The sequence below is a fragment of the Edaphobacter sp. genome, from assembly GCF_028283685.1.
In the GTDB taxonomy this organism is placed as follows: domain Bacteria; phylum Acidobacteriota; class Terriglobia; order Terriglobales; family Acidobacteriaceae; genus Edaphobacter.
On sequence record NZ_JAPWKF010000010.1, the window covers coordinates 55,682 to 80,736 of the forward strand.

21 protein-coding genes are annotated in these 25,055 nt (G+C 61.4%); 15 read left to right on the forward strand and 6 right to left on the reverse strand.

Features of this window, described 5'->3' with window-relative positions; translation table 11 throughout:
- Window positions 1–86: 86 nt before the first annotated feature.
- From PW789_RS18290 to PW789_RS18335, 10 genes are all read left to right on the forward strand, one after another.
- Complete coding sequence (locus PW789_RS18290) at window positions 87–875, forward strand: glutaminyl-peptide cyclotransferase (RefSeq protein WP_299379425.1); 789 nt, start codon at window positions 87–89, stop codon at window positions 873–875.
- A gap of 64 nt (window positions 876–939) precedes the next feature.
- Window positions 940–1,323: a lipoprotein gene (locus PW789_RS18295; protein WP_299379428.1), complete on the forward strand. Its 384-nt coding sequence runs from the start codon at window positions 940–942 to the stop codon at window positions 1,321–1,323.
- A gap of 2 nt (window positions 1,324–1,325) precedes the next feature.
- A complete protein-coding gene (locus PW789_RS18300) occupies window positions 1,326–1,730 on the forward strand; it encodes a hypothetical protein (protein WP_299379431.1) in 405 nt (134 codons plus the stop codon).
- Window positions 1,730–2,911, forward strand: a complete 1,182-nt coding sequence (locus PW789_RS18305; protein WP_299379434.1) for a glutathionylspermidine synthase family protein — start codon at window positions 1,730–1,732, stop codon at window positions 2,909–2,911. Before PW789_RS18300 ends, PW789_RS18305 begins: the two co-directional genes overlap by 1 nt.
- Window positions 2,912–2,988: 77 nt before the next feature.
- Window positions 2,989–4,779 carry an ABC transporter ATP-binding protein gene (locus PW789_RS18310; protein ID WP_299379437.1) on the forward strand — a complete coding sequence of 597 codons (1,791 nt, stop codon included), beginning with the start codon at window positions 2,989–2,991 and terminating at the stop codon, window positions 4,777–4,779.
- A gap of 57 nt (window positions 4,780–4,836) precedes the next feature.
- Window positions 4,837–5,832: a phospholipase D-like domain-containing protein gene (locus PW789_RS18315; protein WP_299379440.1), complete on the forward strand. Its 996-nt coding sequence runs from the start codon at window positions 4,837–4,839 to the stop codon at window positions 5,830–5,832.
- A gap of 209 nt (window positions 5,833–6,041) precedes the next feature.
- A complete protein-coding gene (locus PW789_RS18320) occupies window positions 6,042–6,650 on the forward strand; it encodes a class I SAM-dependent methyltransferase (protein WP_299379443.1) in 609 nt (202 codons plus the stop codon).
- A gap of 126 nt (window positions 6,651–6,776) precedes the next feature.
- Entirely contained in the window at window positions 6,777–8,036 is a 1,260-nt protein-coding gene (locus PW789_RS18325; protein ID WP_299379446.1) for an amidohydrolase family protein, read from the forward strand.
- A 164-nt stretch (window positions 8,037–8,200) separates the two neighbouring features.
- Window positions 8,201–9,835 carry a phosphoglycerate dehydrogenase gene (gene serA, locus PW789_RS18330; RefSeq protein ID WP_299379449.1) on the forward strand — a complete coding sequence of 545 codons (1,635 nt, stop codon included), beginning with the start codon at window positions 8,201–8,203 and terminating at the stop codon, window positions 9,833–9,835.
- Between the two features lie 129 nt (window positions 9,836–9,964).
- A complete protein-coding gene (locus tag PW789_RS18335; protein ID WP_299379452.1) occupies window positions 9,965–10,294 on the forward strand; it encodes a zinc ribbon domain-containing protein in 330 nt (109 codons plus the stop codon).
- A 69-nt stretch (window positions 10,295–10,363) separates the two neighbouring features.
- On the opposite strand, the gene PW789_RS18340 is transcribed toward PW789_RS18335, so the two are convergent.
- The 6 genes from PW789_RS18340 to mfd all read right to left on the reverse strand — a co-directional run bounded on the left by PW789_RS18340 (window position 10,364) and on the right by mfd (window position 19,222).
- Window positions 10,364–10,738, reverse strand: a complete 375-nt coding sequence (locus PW789_RS18340) for a DUF6496 domain-containing protein (protein WP_299379454.1) — start codon at window positions 10,736–10,738, stop codon at window positions 10,364–10,366.
- A 68-nt stretch (window positions 10,739–10,806) separates the two neighbouring features.
- Window positions 10,807–12,258: a hypothetical protein gene (locus PW789_RS18345; RefSeq protein WP_299379456.1), complete on the reverse strand. Its 1,452-nt coding sequence runs from the start codon at window positions 12,256–12,258 to the stop codon at window positions 10,807–10,809.
- 308 nt (window positions 12,259–12,566) lie between these two features.
- Window positions 12,567–14,312: a DUF885 domain-containing protein gene (locus tag PW789_RS18350; RefSeq protein WP_299379459.1), complete on the reverse strand. Its 1,746-nt coding sequence runs from the start codon at window positions 14,310–14,312 to the stop codon at window positions 12,567–12,569.
- A gap of 91 nt (window positions 14,313–14,403) precedes the next feature.
- On the reverse strand, window positions 14,404–14,796 hold the full coding sequence (locus PW789_RS18355) for a DUF3224 domain-containing protein (protein ID WP_299379462.1): 393 nt from the start codon (window positions 14,794–14,796) through the stop codon (window positions 14,404–14,406).
- A gap of 164 nt (window positions 14,797–14,960) precedes the next feature.
- Entirely contained in the window at window positions 14,961–15,377 is a 417-nt protein-coding gene (locus PW789_RS18360) for a cupin domain-containing protein (protein ID WP_299379465.1), read from the reverse strand.
- A gap of 176 nt (window positions 15,378–15,553) precedes the next feature.
- Window positions 15,554–19,222: a transcription-repair coupling factor gene (mfd, locus tag PW789_RS18365; RefSeq protein ID WP_299379468.1), complete on the reverse strand. Its 3,669-nt coding sequence runs from the start codon at window positions 19,220–19,222 to the stop codon at window positions 15,554–15,556.
- Window positions 19,223–19,376: 154 nt separating this feature from the next.
- Between mfd and PW789_RS18370 the strand changes: the two genes are divergently transcribed.
- The 5 genes from PW789_RS18370 to PW789_RS18390 all read left to right on the forward strand — a co-directional run bounded on the left by PW789_RS18370 (window position 19,377) and on the right by PW789_RS18390 (window position 25,022).
- The gene (locus PW789_RS18370; RefSeq protein ID WP_299379470.1) at window positions 19,377–20,381 is read left to right on the forward strand and encodes a substrate-binding domain-containing protein; all 1,005 of its coding nucleotides are present in this window, start codon (window positions 19,377–19,379) and stop codon (window positions 20,379–20,381) included.
- 186 nt (window positions 20,382–20,567) lie between these two features.
- A complete protein-coding gene (gene gatB / locus PW789_RS18375) occupies window positions 20,568–22,058 on the forward strand; it encodes an Asp-tRNA(Asn)/Glu-tRNA(Gln) amidotransferase subunit GatB (protein ID WP_299379473.1) in 1,491 nt (496 codons plus the stop codon).
- A 145-nt stretch (window positions 22,059–22,203) separates the two neighbouring features.
- The gene (galU, locus tag PW789_RS18380; protein WP_299379476.1) at window positions 22,204–23,079 is read left to right on the forward strand and encodes a UTP--glucose-1-phosphate uridylyltransferase GalU; all 876 of its coding nucleotides are present in this window, start codon (window positions 22,204–22,206) and stop codon (window positions 23,077–23,079) included.
- Between the two features lie 281 nt (window positions 23,080–23,360).
- Window positions 23,361–23,762, forward strand: coding sequence for a hypothetical protein (locus tag PW789_RS18385; RefSeq protein WP_299379479.1), 402 nt, complete (start codon window positions 23,361–23,363; stop codon window positions 23,760–23,762).
- 204 nt (window positions 23,763–23,966) lie between these two features.
- Window positions 23,967–25,022 carry an alkene reductase gene (locus tag PW789_RS18390; RefSeq protein ID WP_299379482.1) on the forward strand — a complete coding sequence of 352 codons (1,056 nt, stop codon included), beginning with the start codon at window positions 23,967–23,969 and terminating at the stop codon, window positions 25,020–25,022.
- Window positions 25,023–25,055: the final 33 nt, after the last annotated feature.

Here is a 25,055-nt window from a genome sequence, read left to right on the forward strand (position 1 = left end):
TCTGTGACGTGGATGCAGATGCGGGGGTTCCTCACTGCATTCGGAGTGACACTGTTTGGGCGCGTGGGACGATAAGATCGATCCTGATGCTTCGATATTTTTCTACGGCTCTTCTTGCGGTTGTTTGTGCGCTTCCCTGCTCTGCTGCGCCGGTAGCTCCGTGTACTGTCGTGCGGAAGATTCCGCACTCTACGTCGAGCTACACCGAGGGGTTCTTCTATCGCGATGGGAAGTTTTATGAAGGCACCGGCATGGTGGGGCGGTCGGCGGTGCAGGTGCTGGATGCAGCGACGGGAACGCTGCTGCAGGAGCATGAGATTCCGCGGCCGTACTTTGGCGAGGGCATCGTGGACTGGCACGACAGCCTGTACGAGTGGACGTGGGAGTCGCATACGGGCTTCATCCTGGATCGGGCTTCCCTGCGCGTGGTGGGGCAGTTTCAGTACACGGGCGAAGGCTGGGGGATGACGCGCACGGACAAGGAGCTGATCACCAGCGACGGCACGGCGATTCTGCGCTTTCGCAATCCGGATACCTTCGACCAGACGCGGCAGATCACGGTGCGCGATGGACGAGAGACCGTACAGCAGCTAAACGAGCTGGAGTATATCGACGCGGGCGATGGCGGCCAGATCTATGCAAACGTGTGGCACTCGGACCGGATTGCGCGCATCTCGCCGGTGGATGGCAAGGTGCTGGGATGGATCGATTGCAGGGGGCTGCTGCGTGACAGCGAGAAGGTGGATGACGAGTCGGTGCTGAACGGCATTGCATATGACGCGGAGCATCGTCGTCTGTATGTGACGGGCAAGCAGTGGCCTTCGATCTTCGAGATCGCACTGCCTGTTGCAACTCGCATTTCGCCGCGAAAATAGCGCCAATACGCTGCATACGCAGTTGGTATACCGGTTGTGCTTGATAGTCTGTGCTGACATCGTCATGCGTCGTTCTGCACAGGTTATTGCGCCACTACTTGCCGCGTCCGCCGTGGCGTTGCTCTCCGGCTGTCAGAGGGCGGGGATGCGCCGGTGCGTGGATGCGCAGGATGTCGTGGTGGCCTATGAGTTATGCAGCGCCAACGGCGAACAGCGCATCCTGGGAAGAAGGCCGTCGCCGGCAGGGACATTTCATTACTACTACGGTGGCGAAGGCACGCATGAGGCGGGAACAGTTGCGACGGGTGGATCGCGATTTCCCCAGGCGGGACAAACATACGAGACGCCAACACGGGCGACGAGACGTAAAGGATTTGGAGGGGCGCTTCCTGCGCTGCTGTTGACGGGCGTGGTGGGGGCGGCGGTGATCTTTGGAGCAGGAGAGTAGCGATGCGGCGTTCCGTAAAGGTCGCTGCTCCTCTACTGGCTGCAACGGCGGTGACGATGCTTTCGAGCGGATGCAGGACGACGGAGATGCAGCGCTGCGTGGATGAGAACAATCACGTTGTGGACGACAACCTGTGCGCGAATCTGCCGCCGGCCAGCGGGGGTCCGCAGAACCCGAATAGCGGAGGATATGGATACGTGCCGTATCGCCCGCTTTATCGCTACTATTACGGTGGATGGGGAGGATATACTCCGGGAACACTCGCGGGAGGCGGGAGCCTGTCTCCGGGCGAAGGCCACAGCTATACCACCTCACGCGGTCTCCGGACGGGGACTGCACGCGGCGGATTCGGCGGGTGGTTTTCAACGCACAGCAGCAGCGGTCACGCAGGCGGAGGAGGCGAGTAATGCGGCGCATCGCTACCATTCCCCGGGACAACTGGCAGCAAAAGGTCGAGGCTGCGGGCCTCATCTTTCACACGCCTGAGGGCGAAGGTGGAGGCGCGTCTCCCGATCGCCCGTACTGGGACGAGTCGGCGGAGTATCAGTTCGAGGCGGAAGAGATCGACAAGCTGGAGGCCGCGGCGAACGTGCTGCAGGATATGTGCCTGGAGGCGGCACAGCATGTCGTCGACAAGAAGCGCTATGCCGAGCTGGGGATTCCCGCGGCGGCGATTCCAGCGATCGAGTGGGCGTGGGTGACGTCACCACCGGCGCTGTATGGGCGCTTCGACATCTCGTACAACGGCGTCGATCCGCCGAAGCTGCTGGAGTACAACGCGGACACACCGACGGCGCTGCTGGAGGCAGCGGTAATCCAGTGGGCGTGGCTGGAGGAGCAACATCCTAACTGCGACCAGTTCAACTCGATCCATGAGCGGCTGATCGCCAAGTGGCAGGACATCGCACCGTATGTGTCGAAGCCGGTGTACTTCGCCGGGCTGGACAATGCGGAGGATCAACTGACGCTGGCTTACCTGCGCGATACAGCCGAGCAGGCGGAGCTGCCGACGGTGCCGATCATGATCGAGGACCTGGGATGGAATGAGAGCCGCAAAGCATTTGTAGATATGGATGAGCGGCAGATCTTCACCATCTTCAAGCTTTATCCGTGGGAGATGATGCTGACGGAGGAGTTCGGACCGGCTGCACTTGAGACATATAAGGATATGCGCTGGATCGAGCCCATCTGGAAGATGCTGTTCTCGAACAAGGGGCTGCTGCCGATTTTATGGGAGATGTATCCCGGACATGAGCTGCTGCTGGAGTCGCACTTCGACGGTGGCAGGAAGAACAAGCTCAAGAGCTACGTGAAGAAGCCGCTGCACTCGCGCGAGGGATCGAACATCACGATGGTGCGCGACGGCAAGACGATCGCCAGCACGGAAGGACCGTACACGGGGCCGCAGATTGTGCAGGCGCTGGCACCGGAGGCGGTATTTCCCGACAACCTGAAGCGCGGGGCGAAGCGTTATCCGGTGTGCGGCCTGTGGATGATCGACCAGACCTGCTGCGGCCTGGGGATTCGCGAGTCAGGCGGCCCGATTACGGGCAATCTCAGCTCGTTTGTCCCGCATTACTTCTGCTGAGAGACATTCCGCTTTCTTCCGCCGCTGCGATTCGCTAGGATCTCTGCACTCCCCTGAATCGAGTACAGGAGCAAGTTATGCTGCGGTTTATCGGCGGGCTGATCCGTCCGTATCGTGGGACGCTGATCATTATCTTTGCCGCCATGCTGGTGGAAACATTGATGAGTCTTGCAGCGCCGTGGCCGCTGAAGATCATCCTGGACAACGTGGTGGGCGACAAGAAGATGCAGCCGTGGCTGCATGACCTGCTGCGGCCGATGCTGGAGCATGGCAACCGTCTGCATGTGGCGCTGATAGCGGCGGGGCTGTATGTGGCGATCGCGGCGCTGGGCGCGCTGGCCTCGTATATCGACAACTACTTTACGGAGAGCGCGGGGCAGTGGGTGGCGCACGACCTGCGGATGCGGGTGTACAACCACCTGCAGCAGCTCTCGCTGGGCTACTACAGCACGCACCAGACGGGGCCGATCCTGTCGACGCTGACGTCGGACATCTCGACGATCCAGAGCTTCGCATCGAGCTCAACGCTGGACATCCTGGTGGACATGCTGACGATTGTCAGCATGCTGGTGCTGATGTTCTGGCTGAACTGGGACTTTACGCTGATTGCGCTGGCGGTGACGCCGTTCCTGCTGCTGTTCGTGTCGCGCTTCAAGAAGTCGGTGAAGGCGGCGACGAAGGAGGTGCGCAAGGAGCAGAGCGCGATTGTGGCGACGGTGCAGCAGGGGCTGGAGTCGATGCAGGTGGTAAAGGCCTTTGGGCAGGAGAAGGCCGAAGAGGAGATGCTGGCAGCTGTGAGCCAGGCGACGGTGGCGGCGGCGTTGAAGGCACGCAGCGTGAAGGCATTGCTGTCGCCGGTGGTGACGGTCGTCGTCGCTGGCTGCACGGCGGTGGTGCTGTGGCGCGGAGCGGCGCTGATTCTTGCAGGCACGATGACGGTGGGATCGCTGACGGTGTATCTCGCGTACCTGAGCCGCTTCTTCAAGCCGGTGAAAGACCTGGCAACGACGACCAACGCGATTGCACAGGTGACGGTTGGCGTGGAGCGGGTCCGGGAGATTCTGGACACGGATGCGATGATTCCTGAGAAAGAGGATGCGCTGGAGCCGGCGCTGCTGACGGGCGAGATCGCATTTGAAAATGTCGCCTTCGGCTATGCGGCAGATGAGCCGATTCTGACGGACGTGAGCTTCCGCATCAAGCCAGGAGAGTTTGTAGGCATCGTGGGACCGACGGGCGCGGGCAAGTCGACGGTCGTGAGCCTGATTCCGCGCTTCTACGATGTGAACAAGGGCATCGTGACGGTGGATGGCGTCGACGTGCGCGATTACAAGCTGAAGAATCTGCGCGACCAGATTGGCTACGTGCTGCAGGACACGGTGCTGTTTCACGGCACGATTCTGGAGAACATCGCCTTCGGCAATCCGCACGCCTCGCGCGAGGAGATCATCGCGGCGGCGAAGCTGGCCAATGCGGACGAGTTCATCGCGAAGATGCCGATGGGGTATGACACGCCGGTGGGCGAGCGGGGATCGACGCTCTCAGGCGGACAGCGGCAGCGCATCGGCATTGCAAGGGTGATGGTGCGCAACAGTCCGATCCTGCTGCTGGACGAGCCGACGGCGGCGCTGGATTCGGAGTCGGAGAAGCTGGTGATCGAGGCGCTGGAGACGTTGATGAAGGGACGTACGGTGATCGCGATTGCGCACCGGCTGACGACGATCCGCGACGCAAACCAGATTATCGTGATCGCCGACGGCGTGGTGGCGGAAGATGGATCGCATGCGGAGCTGCTGCAGAAGGGCGGCATCTACGCGGAGCTGTATCGCACGCAATTCGACACGGGCGAAAAGGCTGCCGTCTCGTAGAATATTCGAGTCTCCCGATCACCAGAGCAAAGAGAACGGCAAGAGAGGAATCTCCGCATGTCCCGCACCCTGATTGTTCTGCCTGACGATTCGGCCCGGCCGCTGCTCGACGCAATTGCCGGGGCGAAGTCGTCGCTCCGCATCAAGATGTTCGTCTTCTCGGACCCTTCGCTGATTGATGCCGTCGTTGCGGCGCACGGGCGCGGCGTGGATGTTCGCGTGATGCTGAATCCCGAACGCCGCGACGGATCAAAGGAGAACGATGAGGTCCGCGAGAGGCTGTCGGCCGCGGGTGTGGCGGTGCTGGACAGCAATCCGCGCTTCGATGTGACGCATGAGAAGTCGATGGTGGTAGACGACGAGACGGCATACATCGAGTCGTTGAACTGGGAGCCGCGCAACCTGACGGAGACGCGCGACTATGCCGTGGTCACGAAGCACAAGCACGAGGTGGACGAGGTGATGGCGGGCTTCGACGCGGACTGGAACCGCTCGGAGTTCACGTCGGGTGAGAAGTCGCATCTGATCTGGTGTATCGGCAACGGACGGCAGCGGATGTGCGAGTTTATCGACCGTGCGAAGCATACGCTGTGGCTGCAGAACGAGCGCTACCAGGACCCGGTGGTGATCGAGCACCTGGTGCGGGCGCATGCGCGCGGGGTGAAGATTCACATCATGGCGAGGCCTCCGCACAAGCTGAAGAAGGAGAAGCTGGTAGAAGGCGTGAGCGGTCTGCGCATCCTGGCCGATCTGGGCGTGCCGATTCACCAGCTGAAACACATCAAGCTGCATGGCAAGGTGATGCTGGCGGATGACAAGCGCGCCATTGTGGGGTCGATCAATATCGCTCCGGGGAGCTTCGACAGCCGCAGGGAGCTGGCGATCGAGGTGGACGACGATCACATCATCGGCCGCGTGAAAAAGACCCTGGAGCACGACTGGGAGAACTCGAAGATACTGGATCTTTCCGACGAGGGTCTGCTGGCAGAGCTGAAGAACTACGACCCGGATGTGGTCGAGGATCTGGGCATCGGCTCAAGCCACAAGAAATAAGTGGGGCCAAAGTTTGGCTGGCCTTGCTGCAAGCCGCTATCGGCGGCTCGGCAAAAACACTTAGCCTGCAGGCTTCACTCCGATCTCGGTTTGACGTCGCTTCAGAGGCGATGCGAGCTCGAAGAAGGTTAGCCCTGGCAAGTTGTCCTGTGCGAAGTGACCGATTCCATCCGTCAGGGCAAACAACCAGCAGCTGAGATGATGAAAGCATGGCATTGAATATTCAAGAGCAGTTTGGACAGATTGACATCTATGTTTTCGATCAAATTCTGCGAGGGAATATCGCACCTGGGATGCGTGTTCTTGATGCCGGATGTGGATATGGGCGCAATCTGGTCCATTTACTGCGCGAAGGCTGCGAGATATTTGCACTCGATCTGGACCGCAATGGCGTAGAGCACGTACGGCGACTTTCCGCTTCGCTGGAGACCGGACTCCCGGTAGAAAATTTTCAAAATGCTTCGATCGAGCAGATGCCCTTCCCGGATGCCTTTGTCGATGTGGTGATCTGTAACTCGGTACTTCACTTTGCTCGGGATGAGGAGCATTTCAGAGCGATGCTGGCGGAGCTGTGGCGAGTTCTAAGACCCGGCGGAATGCTGTTCTGCCGCCTGGGATCGAGGATTGGCATGGAGTTCGAACGAGTACGGGGCGGTCGTTTTCTGGTAGGAGACGGTTCGGAGTGGTTCCTGGCCGATGAAGAGATGCTGATGGAACTCACGGAGGAGATGGACAGCGTCCTTGTGGACCCACTGAAGACCACGATCGTGCAAGACTACCGCTGCATGACGACCTGGGTTCAAAGGAAACGAGGCTAGACGTCCCTGCTTCCGTCGTCACAAGCGTGTTTACGAGGACCTATCGATCCTGCAAATCCAACGCGGTGGTGTGGAACTTTCGCGAAGGAGCTATCGTACTCGGCGTCAGCCCCACCGGAGATGAACATGCGCGCTATAGCCGTTCTTTGCTTTGCTATTGTTTCACTGCAGTCTGCTCAAGCACAGCAGACGGTGACTTCAGGCCAAACGACTCTGGCATTCCATGATGTAGATGTCTTCGATGGAACGAGGATGAACCGCCACGTCAACGTCATCGTCGAGGCCGGCATGATCCGGCATGTGGGTGCCTCCGTGCCAATCCCGCCACAAAGCACGGTCATCGAGGGTGACGGATACACACTTCTACCCGGCTTAATCGATTCGCATACCCACTTGGGAGAAAAGCTGGTGCCAGAGTTTCTGCGAGACGCTTTGGATTTTGGCGTCACGACAGAGCTGGAGATGGGTGGTTCGGCCGCAAGTCTTCGGGTTCGTCGAGATAGCTGTCGAGACTGTGCCAACTTCTTGACTGCTGGGACGGTTGTTACCGTTCCCGGTGGTCACCCGACCGAGATGCCAGCCACGCCACAGCCAACGTTGTCTCCGACTGATGATGTTCAGGCATTTGTTGATAAACGTATTTTGGAGGGCTCCGACTACATCAAGCTCATCGACGAGCATCAACTTCCGACACTATCGACTTCACAGATCGAAAATATCGTTGTCGCTGCGCATCGTAGGAACAAGCTCGCGATCGCACACATAGGCTCCCAAAAAGAAGCCATGGAGTGCATCGAGGCTGGTGTGGATGCACTCGCTCACGTGTTTGCAGACTCACAACCGGCAGCTGACTTCGGTAGGCGCGTTGCGGAACACCATGCATTCGTCATTACGACGCTAACTGTTTTCGAGTCGCTCACCGCTGGCTCCGAGCCTCGCTGGTGGCAGAAAGAGGAAGGCCTGAGCGCACGGCTTACGCCTACGATGCGTAATATGCTCGGAATACGCCTTCCGAAAGCCGCGGGGCTTCATCTTGCTTTTGCGGAACAAGCAGTAGCTCGTCTCCATGAAGCTGGCGTTTCGATCCTCGCAGGCACAGATTCTCCAGTACCAGGTATTGCGCACGGTGTCAGCCTGCATCGCGAGTTAGAGCTTCTCGTCGAATCGGGGCTATCGCCGTCCGAAGCGCTCACAGCTACCACGTTCACCCCAGCACGCGAATTCGGCTTGCATGATCGCGGAAGAGTCGCCGAAGGGTTTCGTGCAGACCTCCTTCTGGTCAAAGGTGACCCAACATCTGACATCCGCGCCTTGCACGGCATCGAGGGTGTATGGCTGGGCGGTGAACGCCACTCGGCTTCACCCGAAGGGCAAACAGAGCATTGAGTTTACTTATCCCAATCCCAGATTGATCCTGTGAAGTCGGCTTCCAGGTGGTTACCTGTCCCCTCCTGACAGGTCCGTTTATCGGTAGGGCGGGGGTCCCAAGACGCGTTTGCCGCTGATTTGAGAAGATAGAAGCAACGCGTTTCAACCGAGTAAAGGAATCCATGAAGATCGTTCTCGCTGAAAAAGTATCCCCTGCCACCGCCGCAGTGTTCCAACAGGAGCCCGGCTGGCAGATCGTTACCGCTGACCAGATCAAGAACGGCCTGCCGGCAGAGCTGGCCGACGCCGATGCGCTGGTCGTTCGTTCGGCCGTACAGGCTGACGCCGCCCTTCTGGAGTCGGCGCCGAAGCTTCGCGTGATCGGCCGCGCCGGTGTGGGCGTCGACAACATCGACACCGATGCCGCCACCCGCAAGGGCATCGTGGTGATGAACACGCCCGGCGCCAATGCCATCGCCGTGGCCGAGCTGACCATCGGCCAGATGATCTCGATGGCACGCTCGATTCCGCGCGCCAACGCCACCATGCACGCGGGCAAGTGGGACAAGAAGACGCTGCAGGGGCAGGAGCTTCGCGGCAAGACGCTGGGCATCGTGGGCCTGGGCCGCATCGGCCTGGAGGTGGCCAAGCGCGCCCGCAGCTTCGGCATGGAGCTGATCGGCTATGACCCGTTCATCGCGCCCGTGATCGCACGCGAGAACGATGTCACGCTGTGCCCGATCGACGAGATCTTCCGCCGCTCGGACTACCTGACGCTGCACGTCGGTCTGACGCCGCAGACGGAGGGCCTGATCAACGCCACGTCGCTGGCGGTGATGAAGAAGGGCGTCCGCATCATCAACTGCGCGCGCGGCGAGCTGATCGTCGAAGAGGCGCTGGCAGCAGCGCTGAAGTCGGGTCACGTGGGCGGAGCGGCGCTGGATGTGTTCCGCAAGGAGCCGCTGAAGGATTCGCCGTTCTACGAGATGGAGAACGTCCTGCTGTCGCCGCACATCGCGGGATCGACGGACGAGGCGCAGGAGGCGATCGGCATCCAGCTGGCTCGCCAGGTGCGCGACTACCTGAAGCTGGGCGTGGTGCAGAATGCCGTCAACGTGCCCTCGCTGACGCATGAGGAGTACACCGAGATCGCGCCGTACATCGAGATGGCGGAGCGCCTGGGCAAGTTCCTGTCGCATGCGACGCCGGGTAACCTCGAGAACGTCCAGATCAACTACTCGGGCCGCCTGGCGGCAGGCAAGACGGACCTGGTGCGCAACGCCGCACTGGCGGGCATCTTCGACGGATCCGATGGCGGATCGGCGGCGAACCGCATCAACGCGGCTTCAGTCGCGGAGGAGCGCGGCATTCGCGTGCAGGAGGACAAGAAGGAGTTCACGACGGGCGGAGCGGGTTCGGTGCTGAAGCTGACCCTGCACTCGTCGGAGGGCGATGTCTCGGCCTCGGCGACGGTGCTGCATGGCAGCTCGCCGCGCCTGCTGACCTACGATGGCATCGACATCGAGGCCCCGCTGACGGGCACGCTGGTGGCGATCCGCAACCATGACGTTCCGGGCGTGATTGGACGCATCGGTACGATCCTGGGCGACAACTCGGTCAACATTGCGAACTTCGCCCTGGGCCGCGCGCACGATCCGGCCCGCGAGGTGAAGTCGCAGCGAGTGCCGCAGGGACAGGCGCTGGCCGTCGTGCAGATCGACGTGCCGAACGTGGCGACGGCGAATGCCGCAGTCGAGGCGCTGCGCAAGGTTGAGGCGATCGCCAGTGTACGGCTGGTGGAGCTTGGCAAGCTGTAGTTGCAATGCTTTACGAAGACACAACAGAGCCCCGGTCATCAGGCCGGGGCTTTTGTTTTGGGCCGAAGCGCAGTTTCGATACTCTATAAGTGACAGATTTTTATTCGTCGCAAGGAAACCAGACCCCGCATGCCGCTTTACGAATACGAATGCACCAACTGCCATAAGCGCACGGAAAAGATTCAGAAGTTCTCTGACCCCGAGATCACCGAATGCCCCTTCTGCGGAGGCAAGCTGGAGCGCGTGCTCTCGGCGCCTGCCGTCTCGTTCAAGGGCGGTGGATGGTACGCCGACCTCTACTCAAGCTCGAAGTCGGGTGGAAATACGAGCGGCAACAACGCCGCCAGCTCCAAGTCGGACAGCTCCACCTCTTCTACGCCTTCGACGTCTTCAACACCTGCATCGGCTCCGGCCACGGCACCCTCCTCCTCATCGTCCTCTTCCCCAGAGAAGAAATAGACAAGAAATAGACAAGAAATAAGCGACGCGGCCCTGAACCGGGCCGCGCCTGTTTCACCGCATACGGAATCATCTGTTCGGTGAAGGCGGAACCCTCTTGCCTTCCTTACGCGCCTCGGAGAGACCGATGGCGATGGCCTGCTTGCGGCTGGTGACTTTTTTGCCGCTGCGGCCGCTGGTCAGCTTGCCCTGCTTCATCGCCTTCATCTCACGCTCAACGTCTTTGCCGGAGGATCGGCTGTATCTGCGGGCTGCCTTCTTGGTCGCTTTCTTCGCGGACTTCTTCGCCGCCTTCTTTGCCGGGGCCTTCTTTGCCGCGCTCTTCTTCACGGTCTTCTTAGCGGCTTTCTTTACGGTCTTCTTTGTCGCCTTTTTAGCGGTCTTCCTGACTACTTTCTTTACAGCTTTCTTTGCTGCCTTCTTATTTGCCTTTTTCGTTGCCATAACTATTCTCCCGGATAATCAGAAGGCATGCCCATGAGAGAAGTTGTCTCGTTTATCCCACAAAGTGATCAGCGTGTATGACGGCGGCGACGCCAGAGGACGATCCACGCGAGCAATCCGATAGCTGCAGCGCCGAATAAACGCATCATGGTGCGGCGCATCCACGATGGCGTGCGTTCGAGCGAGCCGTCCTGCCATGCGGTCTTTACGAGGGTGAGATCGTCGGCGAGACCGGGAATGGTGATGGCGTTGAAATCATCGGTAGGCAGCGAACCGAAGATGCGCTCGGGATCCGGCTCGCCGCCATCGTGGTCCTTGGGGATGGCGGCCATCATGGTGTTGACCTCGGCATCGCGCGGGTCGTCGAAGAGGGCGATGTCGGCAGTGTTGGGGAAGAGCGTGTCCTTCCCCGTCATCTTCTTTTCGATGGCGGCGACGCCGTCCTGGCAGACGCCGAGGGGATAGTAGCCGCCGAAGGGCAGATCGGGGCGGCGGATGTGCTGATGCAGGAAGGCGACGATCATGCGGCCGACGAGGCGTGTGACTTCGATGGCGTCTTTGTCGGTGTAGGTGTGCGCGTGGCGGCCGAGGACCCAGGCCTGGTCCTGCGTGTCCATGGTGCGGAACTGGCTCTTGCCGTCGATGCCGAAGTACCAGCTGATGCTGGCGTTGATGCCGGGCTTGTCTTTGGGCGCGCGAATCTGCCATTCGTACTCGGCGTGGCTGACGGGGACAAGCAGCGAGCGATTGGTGCCGGGGATGACGATCTGGGAGTTCATCCAGAAGGGCATCATCACCTCCTGCCCATTGAGATGGAAGTGACCGAAGTTGGCGAAGTAGCGCGCATCGTAGACGGTGACCGTATGGCCGCTGGCGGCGAGCGCGGCCATCAACTCCTGCGGTGTGGTGGCGCTGTGACCGCCGATGGTTGCCGTGACCGTCTTCGCGCCGGTGAGGGCGTTGGCGCTGAGGCGGTTCATCACGTCGGCGAGGCGCTGGCTTTCGGCGTGCAGCGGGGCAAGGCTCGCGTTGGGGCCGTCGCCGCGGGCGATGCCGTTGCCGAGCTGGAAGACGATGCCGTCAGAGGTGAAGCCGGGAAGCGTGGAGGGCGTGTCGAGGTCGACGGTCTCGGCCTTCTCGAGCGTGTAGGGGCCGAGGTCGAAGAAGGGCTGGATGCGGGCGGTGGACTGGGGGCGGTCGTCAATGGGAGCGTACTCGTCGACGCCTTCTTCGCCCTGGGTGCCGTCATCTTTTTTGGCGACGATGCGGCCGGCGATCTTGACCGTGGGGTTGATGGCGGAGAGGGTCCAGCCGGGAAAGCGGTCGAGCCCTTGCCAATCCTTGCCGAGGATCATCTGGCGCAGGGTCTTGATGAGCGCAGGCGACATGAGCGCCGGCCCCTGCTTGCCGCCGTTGAGCTGCGAGAGCAGAGCCTCGGTGAAGCCGGGCGTGGCGGAGAGTTCGCGCATCATGCCCGAGAGCAGGATGGTATTTGGCGGCATCGGTTTTTCAGGAACCACGTATGTTGCGTCTCCCCTGCACCCAACCAGCGCCAAAGATAGTATCGCGCTCCACGCGCACAGCCGAATGCCGCTTGTCTGCATGGGCTCCATTAAACCTTATGCCGTGTTGTGGCAGTAGAGAAAAGGTTGTGGGTGCTTATGCGGCAATGGTCAAAAGCGGGTTTCTCCGCTTCGCGCTGCGGTCGAAATGACAACGTGTAGGAAGTGGAGAGCTGGGCAGTACTGATTCCGGAATCGAGAGCAAAGCAGAAGCCGTGCCCTTGAGCACGGCTTCTTTTCTTTGGAGCAAATGAACTTCTTGTGCGTTACAGCACCGGAGAGTCATCGTGGAGCATGGCCTTGCGGATGACCTTGACCGGAGCGAAGCCCTGGCGCACAAAGTTGTCGTGGAACTGCTCGAGGTTGAAGGCGGCGCCCTGCTTCTTCTTCAGGTCTTCGCGCAGCTTCATGATCTCGAGTTTGCCGAGCGTGTAGTAAAGGTAGGTTGCGTCGGCGGTGCCGCGCTTGGTTTCGACGAGACCGACAGAGTGCGACTGGTAGCCCTCTTTGACGAAGAAGTCGACCGCCTGGTCGATGGTCCACTGGCCGCCGGGTTCGCCGAGGCCGGTGTGCAGCTTGATGGAGTTGACGAAGCGGGCGTCGCGTAGAAGAGCGTCCTGCAGCTGGCCGAGCTTGATGAGCTTCGCCTCGCGCACCTGCTCGGGCGTGGCGTTAGGCGGAGCGGCGGCGTAGCCCTCGTCGAGCATCATCTCTTCGGTGTAGTGCGCCCAGCCTTCGACGTTGGAGTTGGCCATGATGACCTTGCGCACCTTCGACGGGAACTGGTTCTGGAAGAGGAACTGGACGTAGTGGCCGGGGTAGGCCTCGTGCACGCTGGTGGAGATGATGGTGCCGATGTTGAAGCTGGCCATGTGCTCGGCGACGTGCTCGGGCGTCCAGTCCTTTTCGGGCAGGGTGACGTTGAAGTAGGCCTTGGTGGAACGTGTCTCAAAGGGGCCGGGCGGGTCCATCGACGCGAAGGTGGTGGCGCGCATGAAGGGCGGCGTCTCTTCGAGCGTGGGCTGGACATCGCTGGGGATGGTGATGATGTGGTGCGCGCGAATGTAGGTGATCAGCGAGTCGAAGGTGCCGTGGAAGGAGTCGAGCAGCTTGTCGGGCGCGGGGTGGATGGTGGCCAGCTCAGCCAGCACCTGCTGCGGGGTCTTGCTGGGGTCGACCTCTTTGGCGATGCGGGCGAAGTCCTGCTGATTGCGATGCAGATCGGCCATGGCGATCTCAAGCAGGTGCGGCAGCGGGACATCGACCATCTCGTCGTAGCTGAGCTTCTTCGCAAAGGTATCGGCGCCGAGGCGATAGTCGCCGTTGGAGCGCGGCAGCAGATCGGACTTCATCCATGCGCCGTAGTCCTTGAGCCCGGCGATGACGGCGGCGTTGGTCTTCTGAAACTCGGCCTTCGCGTCGGCATCGTCGGCCGCGGCGAAGGCTGCAGGAACATCGTTCTGAAAGAAGCTGACGAGGCCGTCGATCTGCTCGAGTGCGATCTCGGTGAAGATGCGCGGCGGATTCTTGAGGTTCTTCTTCGCTTCGACGAAGACCTGCGGGATCTGCTTCTCGCGCTCGATGGCGGAGTGCAGGCGGTTGTTGACGGGCGCGAAGGGACGCTCCATCAGAACGAAGATGGAGTTGGTGACGCCGCTGGAGTAGTTGTCGGGATTCTTCTCCCAGTTGCGGATGGTCTCAAGCGAGAGCAGCTGCGAGCGGATGCTGTTGAGCAGGATGGCCTGGTCGGCGGCGATGGGCGCGTCCATCGAAGAGGGCTCGATCTGGCCGATCTTCTTCTCGTAGACCTTAAGCGCGGCGACCTGTTTTTCGACGCCGCCGGCGGAATAATCTTCCAGCAGGTCATCGTACTGGTGCAGTCCCATCTGCGTGCCCATGGTGGGCGCGAAGTGGAAGAGCACGTCGCTGAAGTACTGCTCGGAGACGAAGTGGAAGGTCTGGTTTCCGCCATCGGCGGATACGCGCTGGGCGGGTGCGGCAGGTGTCAGCATAAGGGTCCCGAGAACGGCCGAGGATACGAGGAGACGCAGGCTCATGGTCATCTGACTGAAGTGTAAGACAAGCGCCGGGGCGGCGCATGATTTACTGCGCCGGCAGGGAGTATTCGAAGTCGTAGCTGTGCTTGCCGCCGGGTGCGATGGAGATGTTCATCTTGCCGTCGATGCCCGCAAGCTGCCCCGTACCCGAGCCGGGGACGACGACGATGGTGAGCGTGAAGGAGCCGGGCTTCATGGTGCCGCTGTGCTGCAGCGCGAAGCTGCCGGCGCGTCCGGCGAGGTTGCCGGTGACGACCTCGATGGCGACGTAGCCTCCGGTGCCGTTGCTGCCGCCCGAGGACAGCATCTCGCCCTTGCTGGTGGCGTCGAGGTCACCGTGGAACTGCTTGTCGAGGAGGTGGCGTGCGATGCCAGGGTCGGTCTTGTCTTCCTGCGGAATCATCTTCACATCGAAGGGACCGTTTGCACGAGTTGTCATTGTCGCTCCTTGTATGGGCGTGATCTTGTGTTGCTGTGCCGGGACAGGCACGGTGCAGAGACTGAGACACAGCAGCGGGGCTGCGATGGCTCGTACGAAGTGAGAGGATTGCGATGGCCTCAGCGGCAAGATATGTCTCTTCCCGATGCAACCACGTTAGCGCATCAGATGGGCGTAATGCCGTAGCGATTCATTACCTCGCTGATCGCAGCCATATCGGGCGAGTCGGTTCCGAGGTGCTGCGAGATCTCGCGGAAGTACTCCGGCCCCATGACACCGGGCGTCTGCAGGCAGATGATGCGCGCCGTGGTCTCGTCCAGGTTGGCGAAGAAGTGTGCGGTGCCGCGCGGGATGACCATGCGGTCGCCGGGGTGCAGGATGGTGACCACATTGTTCATGGTCCAGGTGATGGTGCCGTTCATGACGAAGACGATCTCGTCGTAGTCGCGGTGGATGTGCGGGACAGGCGCACCGGTAGTAGGCGGCAACGTCATCTCGTACACCTCGAGCGTATTGCCGGTCTCGTGACGCGTCTTGAGGAAGGTAACGGTTAGTTCACCGACACGAATGGTCTCATGCATCGCCGGACCCCCTCGGCTGAGCCGAGACGTGATCATACTGCCGGAGAGACCGGTATGGAAGCAACTTTTTGCAACATAGAACGACATGGAGAAGAGCCATTCTGCAGTTAGACGACGCATGTGGTGGAAGGGCACCGCTCGTCACACAAAGATGGGTTTTTGGCGGATGCCGACGACTAATTGCCGTTCGTATCGAGCTGTTGAAGAAGCTCACGCGTCTCCCGCAGAACATCTTCGGCCCTGGCGCTGGTGAGCGGCCAGCGCAGAACGCCCTGCGGCGTAAACTGCGCGCCGCGCTTGGTATTGCGGCTGACCATGCGCATGAGTACACCGGGATCGACGGCGTTGAGTGCGGCAGCCTCGCCACCGCGATCGGCGAACTTGATGTTGAGCATCTCGACGAAGGTCTTCTGCTTGTTGAGCTCGATCTGCGTGCGCTTGCGGTCGACCTGTGCGATGCCAAGCAGGTTGGCCATGAGGCGAATCTCACCGGCGGTAAGCAGGTTGCTGACGGACTCCGGCAGCTCGCCGTAGCGGTCTTTGAGTTCGGCGCGGACCTCTTCGAGTTCAGGCAGCGTGGCCGAGCCTGCGATCTTCTTGTACATGCGCAGGCGCTGATTCTCTTCGGGGATGTACTCGGCGTCGATGCGCACACTGATGCCGAGGTTGACGCTGGTATCGGCGTGTGCGGGCTTGTCTTCTTCGCCCTTGATCTTGCGCACGGCCTCTTCGAGCATCGAGGTGTACATCTCAAAGCCGATGGCTTCGATGTGGCCGGACTGCTCACCGCCCAGCATGTTGCCTGCGCCGCGCAGCTCGAGATCGAGTGCTGCAATCTTGAAGCCGGCGCCGAGGTCGGAGAATTCCTTCAATGCAGCAAGACGGCGACGCGCGATCTCGGTGAGCTCGGTGTCGGGCGGAATCAACAGATACGAATAAGCGCGGCGATTGGAGCGACCAACGCGGCCGCGCAGCTGATAGAGCTCGCTGAGGCCGTGGCGATCGGCGCGATTGATGACGATGGTGTTGGCGAGCGGGATGTCGAGGCCGTTTTCGATGATCGACGTGGCGACCAGCACGTCGTACTCGTGATTCATGAAGGCCAGCATCACGCGCTCCAGCTCTGCCTCAGGCAGCTGGCCGTGGCCCACGACGATGCGCGCGGACGGCACCAGCTCGCGGATCTTCGCGGCGATGTCGTAGATGGTCTCGACGCGATTGTGCACGAAGTAGGCCTGTCCGCCGCGCTCCATCTCCACCTCGATGGCGGTGCGCACCAGCTTCTCGTCGAACTTGGCGACGATGGTCTGGATGGCCATGCGGTCTTTCGGCGGCGTCTCGATGACAGACATATCGCGCAGGCCGATCAGCGACATGTGCAGCGTGCGCGGGATGGGCGTGGCCGACATGCTGAGCACATCGATAGCGGTGCGCATGTGCTTGAGACGTTCTTTATGCCGCACGCCGAAGCGCTGTTCTTCGTCGACGACGAGCAGGCCGAGGTCCTGAAACTTGAGGTCTTTGGAGAGGATGCGATGCGTACCGATGAGGATATCGATCTTGCCGTCGGCCGCTTTCTCGAGGATCTCCTTTTGCTCCTTCGCGGTGCGGAAGCGCGAGATCATCTCGACCGTGACGGGGAAGTTCGCCATACGGCGCTTGAAGCTCTCGTAGTGCTGGAAGCTGAGCACGGTGGTGGGCGTGAGCACCGCCACCTGCTTGGAGTCCTGCACGGCCTTGAAGGCGGCGCGCATGGCGACCTCGGTCTTACCGTAGCCAACGTCTCCGCAGAGCAGGCGATCCATGGGCTGCGTCGACTCCATGTCGGCCTTGATGTCGGCGATGGCGCTGAGCTGATCGTCGGTCTCGTTGAAGTCGAAGGCGTCTTCGAACTCGCGCTGCATGTTGGTGTCGGGCGAGAAGGGCGTGCCTTGTGTCGCCTCGCGCTGCGCGTAGAGCTTGAGCAACTCGGCGGCCATGTCGGCCATCGCCTTTTTGACGCGGGCCTTGGTCTTCTGCCAGCTCTGCGAGCCGAGCTTGTTGAGCACGGGCGCGGGGCCGGTCTCGGTGGAGCGGTACTTCTGGATGAGGTCGAGGCGCGTGAGCGGGACGTAGAGCTTGGCTTCATCGGCGAACTCGAGGATCATCAGCTCGAGCGGCGGCTGGTTGGGCTCTTCGATGACGCGCAGCCCCATGTAGCGGGCGATGCCATGCTCGACGTGGACGACGTAGTCGCCGACGGTAAGATCGCGGAAGTCTGAGATGAAGGCGGCGGCCTTGGACTTCGACCGCCGAGCCGGGCGCACCGTGACATCGGCCTCATCGGTGAGATCCTGCGCGCCGAAGAGGATGATCTGCCTGGCGGTGGTCTTTTCGAGATCGAGGATCTGCACACCGGCAGCGATGGACGCCTTGACGATGACGGGCGTACGCAGGTCGCCTGCGAGATAGCTGGATTCGGAGTAGACGGTCTCGGAGCCGTGCTGCTCGATGCGTGACCCGAGGCGGTAGGGAACCTTGTACTCCTGCAAGAGACCCGCGAGGCGCTCGACCTCGCCCTGGTTGGGCGCGGTGAGCAGGATGCGCGCCTCCTGCCGCATAAGCGACTGCAGCGTCTCGATCATGACGGGGATGGCGCCATGAAAGCGCTGCGTGGGACGTGTGGCGAACTCGATCTCCGACAGCTCGGAGTTGTTGGCGTCGAGCACATCGACGGCGCCAAGCTGGTCGAGATCGCAGCCCGGGGCGCGACGGAGGCGGTCCTCAAGGTCCCACGGCGAAAGGTAGATGTCGTCGGGCCGGATGAGCGAGCCGATGCCGGAGCGGTCGTGGCGCTGCTCAACCTTGTTCCACCAGCGCTCGCCCTGATTTTTGACCATCGCGGGCTCTTCGACAAAGACGCGGGCCGCGGAGCCGAGCAGGTCGAGCAGCGTGCTCTTTGCACCGGCGACGGGAGAGAAGAACTCCCAGCCGGGGAAGACGGTGGCCTCTCCGGTTCGGGTGGCGACGTGCGTCTGCAGTTCCACCGGCTCTTCGCCGCCTTCGAGCGCGGCACCGGCGGCGCCAGCGCGGGTGAGACGGGCGTTGATGGCGCCCAAGAGTTTTTCGGTGACCGGCGTCTCGGTGAGGGGCAGCAGAAGAATGTGCTTCAGGCTGCCGCTGGAACGCTGGGTGTCGGGGTCGAAGCGGCGGATGGATTCGATCTCGTCGCCGAAGAAGTCGATGCGGACGGGCGTCTCCTGCTCGGGCGAGTAGACGTCGATGATGCCGCCGCGGATGGTGACCTGGCCGGGCATCTCGACGACGTCCACCTTCGTATACCCCACAGACAGCAGGTGCTCGACGAGCATGTCGGGCAGGTGCTCTTCGCCCACCCGCAGGTTGAGCGCGAGCGCGGCGTAGTAGTCGCGGTCGAAGAGACGCATGCAGGCCGATTCGACCGGCGCGATGATGAGGCGCGGCTGGTTGCGATTGCCGGTGCAGATCTTCCAGAGCGCGGCGGCGCGGGTCTCCTGGATCTCGGAGTGCGGCGAGAGATTCTCGAAGGGGAGAACGTCGTGCGCGGGCAGGCGGAGGACATCGGCGGCGTCGAGCGCTCCCGTCAGCTCGCAGGCCTCGATGACGGCGGCATGCAGGGCCTCGGCGGCCTTGTTATCGGAGACGACGATGAGCGCAGGCGCCTGCAGGGCACGCACAAAGTATGGAAGGTAGAGCGCACGGGCGGTGGAGGTCAGGCCGGAGACACGACGACGCCCCGATCCGGCGCTCAGATGGCGCCGTACACGCTCAAAGGACTCGGTGTGTTCCAACTCCGCGAGCAGCTCGCGGACAAACGGCAAAACCATGCTGGATCTGATTTTAGTTGATGTGCCGAAGCCAGAACCGGCTACGCAGGCGTATTATCGCGCCGCCGCTGATAATCCCATGGCGGCGCTGCCCGGACGTACTCGGGTCGAGCGAACGTTCTCGGACAGCATGCCTCATGCGGAGGTGTCATCTATGAGCGCCTGGGCCAAACGTATCGCTATTGCTATCGCACTCACCGCCGTACTCCCGCTGCTGGAAGGGTGTACTCCTCAACCCAGGACCGAACGCTACTACCTCGTGACCGTCAACGTCGAGCTGCCGTACTGGAAGACAGCCTTCGAGGGCTTCCAGAAGGCTGCGCAGGAGTACGGCGTGACCGTCGATCTGCGCGGGCCGCACAGCTTCGATCCGCAGGCCGAAGTGGCTGAGTTTCGCTCCGCCGTCGCCTCAAAACCGGCGGGCATCCTGGTATCGGTGACGAACTCCTCCCTGCTGACGCCGGAGATCGATGCTGCAATCGCAGCGGGAATTCCCGTCATCACGATGGATTCCGACGCGCCTGAGAGCAAGCGGCTGTACTTTATCGGCACCAACAACCTGGAGGCCGGACGCCTGGGCGGTCAGCGGGCGGCGGCGCAGCTCAACGGCCAGGGGAACGTCGTCTTCTTCACCATGCCCGGCCAGCCGAACCTCGAAGAGCGGCTGAAGGGATATAAGGACGTCTTCGCGGACTTTCCCAAGATCAAGATCGTCGAAGTCTTCGATATGAAGGGCGACTCCGGCGTGGCGATGGACCAGGCGCAGCAGTACCTGGCGCGCAAGGACAAGAACCGTATCGACGCGCTGATCTGCCTGCAGTCTTCGGCGGGCAAGGATGTGGGGGAGGCGGTGCGCCGGGCACGCGAGGCGGGCGATCCGGGAAGGCTGCTGATCGCCATGGACGCAGACCTCGCGACGCTGCAGCTGGTCAAGGACGGCATTATCGACTCGACCATCGCGCAGAAGCCGTACACGATGGCGTTTGTGGGGCTGAAGGCGCTGCACGGGCTGCACACAACACCGATAACTCCGCTGGCAGCGGACTATGGGCTGAATCCGTTCTCGCCGTTCCCGGCGTTTGTGGATACAGGGGTGGCCCTGGTCGATAGCCATAACGTCAATGCGATCCTGCAGCGGAAGGAGTCGGCGGGGCAGTAATAGCCTGCGTTTTGCGGATGCGAACCTTCGTGGCCGAAAGCAGCTTTCCCCACTCCGCGCTGCGCGCTCTGGCCGAAAAGACGGTGTTGGAGAGGGAGGCAGGGGCGGCCGTTGACAGGCAAAGGCTGCGCTGCTGACCTCCTGAATTCAGTGGGTTGCGCTTCGCTTGATAAAATCAAGCTGATTATGTCCACCGCTACCGCGCTCTCACCCGAGATTCTTGCCAAGTACCAGCCCGTCATCGGGTTGGAGGTCCACGTCCAGCTCCTGACCAAGACGAAGGCCTTCTGCGGCTGCGTGAACCAGTACGGCGGCGAACCGAATACGCACACCTGCCCCACCTGCCTCGGTCTGCCCGGCGCGCTGCCGGTGCTGAACCGTCAGGCCGTGGAGTTTGCCGTGCTGGCCGCCAGGGCGATCAACTGCGAGATTCGCGAGACCAGCATCTTTTCGCGTAAGAACTACTTCTACCCGGACTCGCCCAAGGGCTACCAGATCTCGCAGTTCGACAAGCCGGTCGCCGAGAACGGCTGGCTCGAAGTTCCCGCGTTCGACGCCGCAGGAGCGCCGATCACCAAGCGCATCGGCGTGACCCGCCTGCACATGGAAGAGGATGCGGGCAAGAGCCTGCACGACGGCTTTGCCGACTCGATCAACCGCACCTATATCGACCTGAACCGCTGCGGCACGCCGCTCGTTGAGATCGTCTCGGAGCCGGACCTCCGCACGGCGGACGAGGTCTTCGAGTACCTGACCAAGCTGAAGGAGATCCTGCTGTACACCGGCGTCTCCGACTGCAACATGGAAGAAGGCTCCCTGCGCTGCGACGCCAACGTGAGCGTGATGTTGAAAGGCGCAAAGGAGTACGGCACCAAGGCCGAGGTCAAGAACGTTAATAGTTTTCGCTACATCCGCTCGGCGGTGCAGTACGAGATCGAGCGCCAGATCGGCGTGATCGAGGACGGCGGTCGCGTAGTGCAGGAGTCGCGCCTGTGGAACTCGGGCGAGGGCCGGACATACTCGATGCGATCGAAGGAGCAGGCGCACGACTACCGCTACTTCCCGGAGCCGGACCTTCCGCCGCTGGTCGTGGGAGCGGACTGGCAGGCCGAGATTCTCGCCCGCATGCCGGAGCTTCCCGAGGCGCGCCGCGCCCGCATGATCGCCGCCTACGACATCAGCGAGCAGGACGCCGCCACGCTGACCGCGACGCAGAGCTTCGCCGACACCTTTGAAGTTGCCGCGAAGAAGGCGAAGTCGCCGCGCCGCGTAGCCGCGCTGCTGACCACCGAGCTGACGATGCGCCTGCGTTTGAAGGAGCTGGAGCTGGCCGATTCGCCCGTCACGATGGATGGACTGGTGATGGCCGCCGACCTGATGGAGGCCGGCACCATCAGCTCCAAGCAGCTGAAGCAGCTGCTGGACACGGCCTTTGAGAACAGCGAGGACTTCCCTGTCGTCTATGAACGCGAGAAGCCGCAACAGATCTCCGATTCGGGTGCGATCGAGAAGATGATCGACGAAGTGATCGCGGCGAATCCCAAACAGGTGGAGCAGTACAAGGGCGGCAAGAAGACGGTCTCGGCCTTCTTCGTCGGCCAGGTGATGCGTCTGTCGAAGGGACAGGCAAACCCGGCACTGCTGAATGAATTGGTTGTAAAAAAACTGGACGCCTAGATCCAGTTCGTTAACGCTTTGCGACTCCCCGCTCCGGTCGGGCCTTCCCCGACCGTGTTATGTCTTCTCCTATCTGTAGTTGCTACCATTGGCTTTGCACAAGTGCGTGCATCGGGCCTACATCAAACGTGCATCGAAGGGATTCATGACCCAGAAAATTCGTAAGGCAGTCTTTCCTGCTGCGGGCCTCGGCACCCGCTTCCTCCCCGCGACCAAATCCATTCCGAAGGAGATGCTTTGCTTGGTCGACAAGCCGCTGATCCAGTACGGCGTCGAAGAGGCCGTGGCTGCGGGTTGCACGGAGATCATTCTGATCTCGAGCCGCGGCAAGGCTTCCATGGAAGACCACTTCGATCGCTCCCCGGAGCTTGAGGCCAACCTCGCCGCGAAGAACAAGACGGCCCTGCTGGAGGTGGCGAAGTCGGTCGCGAAGCTGGCCAAGATTACCGTCACGCGCCAGAGCGAGCCGCTCGGGCTTGGCCACGCTGTGCTGCAGGCCAAGGAGCTTGTGGGCAACGAGCCGTTCTGCGTCATCCTGCCGGACGATATCGTCGACGCGAAGAAGGCCTGCATGAAGCAGATGGTCGAGGCGTTTGAGGCCACAGGCTCGTCGATCATCGCCTCAGAGGTGGTCGAGGGCGCTGCCATCCAGAACTACGGTTGTCTCGCCGTGACGCCGGACCCCAGAGACCCGCGTCTGTTGGAGATCTCGGACATGGTGGAGAAGCCCAAGCCCGAGGAGGCTCCGTCGCAGAACGCCATCATCGGCCGCTACCTGCTGACGCCCCGCATCTTCGAGCTGTTGGAGAAGATCACCCCGGGCGCAGGCGGCGAGTTGCAGCTGACCGACGGCATCAAGGCCCTGCTGCAGTACGAGAAGGTCTACGGCTTCACCTACGAAGGCAAGCGCTTCGACGCAGGCGACAAGCTCGGCTTCCTGAAGGCAACGGTCGAGCTTGGATTGAAGAACGAAAAGCTGGGCGCGGACTTCCGCAGCTGGCTGAAGCAGTTCCCGCTGTAAAAGCGTCTGGGTACTCCCGCTAAGTAAACAGGTCCCTCGGCATTCCCGGAGTGCACTCTTATGAGTTGCCATCCCGAGCGAAGCCGAGGGACCTGCTTTTTGCCTCGGGCAGTGTTGATGAATGTCTGCCTTCGCTGCTTTGTTATGGACACGGATAGCCTCGACAGCCGGGTGCCCATGCATGCGGCTTCATCGCATGAGTGGGACATTCAAACCCAGCTCGAACCGTTTTCATCTCCATAGAATCCAATAAGTATCGAACGATTCAAAAGGAGTATGAGATGAAGACCTTCGACGAGCAGAGCGCCATCAAATTTCTTACGGATGTTCGCAAGCCTCTGCTGAACCTGCATAAGTCGATTCTCGATCACGAGCGTGCAGCCTATGAGAAGAAGGCCGGGGCCCTTTCGCCAGCCGCATTTCTGCAGCAGCTGATCGGTGGAACGGAGTTTCGCTGGATCTCGCCGCTCTCGACCGCCATCGCAAACATTGACGAGCTTCTAGAAGATGAGAAGGTGACTGCGGACGAGAAGATCGCCGGGGCACAGTCGATCGTCGGCCTCTTTGAGAGCGATACGCCCGACAACGCATTCCGTACGCGCTACCTGCCGCTGCTGCAGGAGAGCCCGGCCATCCTCCACCAACACGGGCAGGTCGCACAGCTCCTGCGTAGTTCTGAGTAACTCGCCGATAAATCGGGTGCCCCATTCATGCAGCTCCACCGCATGAGTGGGCATTCGAGCAAAGCTCGAACCGCCCTGCCGCAGAGTGCACGATGAAGCCGCCGCCATAACCGCACCAAAGACACGGCTTAGCCCTTCTTCGAATCCAGAATACTTCGGCGATCATCGAAATATCCGTACACTGAATTCATACGGAGATCTGCAATGCCTTCACTTTTCGATCCCATCAAAGTCGGCGACCTTACGTTGCCGAACCGCATCTTTATGGCGCCTTTGACGCGCCTGCGCGGCACGTCGGACCATGTTCCTACGCCAATCATCGGTGAGTATTACGCGCAGCGCGCCTCTGCCGGGCTGATCATCTCCGAAGGCATTCCGATCGATCCCATGGGTGTCGGCTATCCCAATGTTCCGGGGCTTTGGTCCGCCGAGCAGGTGGAGGCGTGGAAGCCGATCACCAAAGCCGTGCACGATGCCGGTGGCCGCATCTTTGCGCAGATCTGGCATGTTGGCCGCATCTCGCACCCTGACCTGCTGGGCGGAAAGACCCCGGTGGCGCCTTCGCCGGTGACGCCTCCCGGCACGGTGAACGTGCTGCGTCCGCCGAAAGAGTTTGTGACGCCGCGAGCGCTGGAGATCGGCGAGATCAAGGGTGTGGTCGATGCCTTCCGCCAGGGCGCGGAGAACGCGCAGGCCGCAGGCTTCGACGGCGTGGAGCTGCACGGCGCGAACGGCTATCTGCTGGACCAGTTTCTGCAGGACGGCACCAATCATCGCACCGACGAGTACGGCGGCCCGATTGAGAATCGCGCCCGCCTGATGCTGGAAGCGACGGATGCGGCGATCTCGGTGTGGGGAGCGGACCGCGTGGCGATGCACCTGGCGCCGCGCAGCGGAGCACACGGCATCTCGGACTCCAACCGCACGGAGACATTCAGTTACGTGGCGCGTGAGCTGGGACGGCGCAGGATCGCATTTATTGCGGCGCGCGAGCGCGTGGCCGAGGACTCCATCGGCCCGGACCTGCGGCACCTGTTCGGCGGCGTCTTCGTTGCCAATGAAGCATTGGATCAGCAGACCGGACAGCAGCTGCTGGATGAAGACAAGGCCGATGCGGTGGCGTACGGCAAGCTCTTCATCGCCAATCCCGACCTGGTGAAGCGGTTCCAGCGTTCGAGCGAGCTGAACACGCCGGTGATGGACACCTTCTACACGCACACGCCCGAGGGCTACACCGATTACCCCGCGCTAAGTCTTTGAACGGTGTGACAGGTTGATGACAAATTGCGGAGA

What these genes read in the sequence shown, in the direction of transcription:
- PW789_RS18315 (WP_299379440.1), top strand. Translation starts at nt 4,837, where the DNA reads ATGTCCCGCACCCTGATTGTTCTGCCTGACGATTCGGCCCGGCCGCTG.
- PW789_RS18370 (WP_299379470.1), top strand. Translation starts at nt 19,377, where the DNA reads ATGAGCGCCTGGGCCAAACGTATCGCTATTGCTATCGCACTCACCGCC.
- gatB (WP_299379473.1), top strand. Translation starts at nt 20,568, where the DNA reads ATGTCCACCGCTACCGCGCTCTCACCCGAGATTCTTGCCAAGTACCAG.
- galU (WP_299379476.1), top strand. Translation starts at nt 22,204, where the DNA reads ATGACCCAGAAAATTCGTAAGGCAGTCTTTCCTGCTGCGGGCCTCGGC.
- PW789_RS18350 (WP_299379459.1), bottom strand. Translation starts at nt 14,312, where the DNA reads ATGCTGACACCTGCCGCACCCGCCCAGCGCGTATCCGCCGATGGCGGA.
- PW789_RS18340 (WP_299379454.1), bottom strand. Translation starts at nt 10,738, where the DNA reads ATGGCAACGAAAAAGGCAAATAAGAAGGCAGCAAAGAAAGCTGTAAAG.
- PW789_RS18320 (WP_299379443.1), top strand. Translation starts at nt 6,042, where the DNA reads ATGGCATTGAATATTCAAGAGCAGTTTGGACAGATTGACATCTATGTT.
- PW789_RS18290 (WP_299379425.1), top strand. Translation starts at nt 87, where the DNA reads ATGCTTCGATATTTTTCTACGGCTCTTCTTGCGGTTGTTTGTGCGCTT.
- PW789_RS18390 (WP_299379482.1), top strand. Translation starts at nt 23,967, where the DNA reads ATGCCTTCACTTTTCGATCCCATCAAAGTCGGCGACCTTACGTTGCCG.
- PW789_RS18310 (WP_299379437.1), top strand. Translation starts at nt 2,989, where the DNA reads ATGCTGCGGTTTATCGGCGGGCTGATCCGTCCGTATCGTGGGACGCTG.
- PW789_RS18355 (WP_299379462.1), bottom strand. Translation starts at nt 14,796, where the DNA reads ATGACAACTCGTGCAAACGGTCCCTTCGATGTGAAGATGATTCCGCAG.
- serA (WP_299379449.1), top strand. Translation starts at nt 8,201, where the DNA reads ATGAAGATCGTTCTCGCTGAAAAAGTATCCCCTGCCACCGCCGCAGTG.
- PW789_RS18385 (WP_299379479.1), top strand. Translation starts at nt 23,361, where the DNA reads ATGAAGACCTTCGACGAGCAGAGCGCCATCAAATTTCTTACGGATGTT.
- PW789_RS18360 (WP_299379465.1), bottom strand. Translation starts at nt 15,377, where the DNA reads ATGCATGAGACCATTCGTGTCGGTGAACTAACCGTTACCTTCCTCAAG.
- PW789_RS18325 (WP_299379446.1), top strand. Translation starts at nt 6,777, where the DNA reads ATGCGCGCTATAGCCGTTCTTTGCTTTGCTATTGTTTCACTGCAGTCT.
- PW789_RS18295 (WP_299379428.1), top strand. Translation starts at nt 940, where the DNA reads ATGCGTCGTTCTGCACAGGTTATTGCGCCACTACTTGCCGCGTCCGCC.
- PW789_RS18335 (WP_299379452.1), top strand. Translation starts at nt 9,965, where the DNA reads ATGCCGCTTTACGAATACGAATGCACCAACTGCCATAAGCGCACGGAA.
- PW789_RS18300 (WP_299379431.1), top strand. Translation starts at nt 1,326, where the DNA reads ATGCGGCGTTCCGTAAAGGTCGCTGCTCCTCTACTGGCTGCAACGGCG.
- mfd (WP_299379468.1), bottom strand. Translation starts at nt 19,222, where the DNA reads ATGGTTTTGCCGTTTGTCCGCGAGCTGCTCGCGGAGTTGGAACACACC.
- PW789_RS18305 (WP_299379434.1), top strand. Translation starts at nt 1,730, where the DNA reads ATGCGGCGCATCGCTACCATTCCCCGGGACAACTGGCAGCAAAAGGTC.